The organism is Cytobacillus gottheilii, from assembly GCF_900166665.1.
GTDB lineage: Bacteria > Bacillota > Bacilli > Bacillales > Cytobacillaceae > Cytobacillus > Cytobacillus gottheilii_A.
The window spans coordinates 1-459 of the sequence record NZ_LT800493.1; the positions used below are offsets into that span (position 1 = coordinate 1).

At 45.8% G+C, this 459-nt stretch carries 2 rRNA genes; both read left to right on the forward strand.

What is annotated here, in order from left to right:
* A 5S ribosomal RNA gene (gene rrf, locus B7E07_RS00020) occupies positions 1 to 83 on the forward strand; the annotation flags it as partial.
* A 270-nt stretch (positions 84 to 353) separates the two neighbouring features.
* Positions 354 to 459 (forward strand): 5S ribosomal RNA (rrf, locus tag B7E07_RS00025).

Here is a 459-nt window from a genome sequence, read left to right on the forward strand (position 1 = left end):
CCATCCCGAACACGGAAGTTAAGCTTCTCAGCGCCAATGGTAGTTAGGGGCTGTCCCCTTGTGAGAGTAGGACGCTGCCGGGCAACATGAAAAAGCACATCTTTATGGATGTGCTTTTTTTGTAGCTGAAATTCTAAATTGAAGACAACTATTAACATTTTAAATGAATAATTTTTCAACTGAAATGATTTTTAAATATGTAAGCTTGCTCAACTTATCTTTTTACCAAACCGTGAGGGAAGCGAGAAGCGAACAGGTCGAGGAATCGAGTGAGGAAAGGCCGGAGCGTACGTAGTTGGTACGTGAGGACCTTGACGAGTGAGATGACGAAGAGATGTGAAGGTTATCGATTTCCGGACGATGATAGCGAGAAGGTCATACCCGTCCCTCCCGAACACGGAAGTTAAGCTTCTCAGCGCCAATGGTAGTTAGGGGCTGTCCCCTTGTGAGAGTAGGACG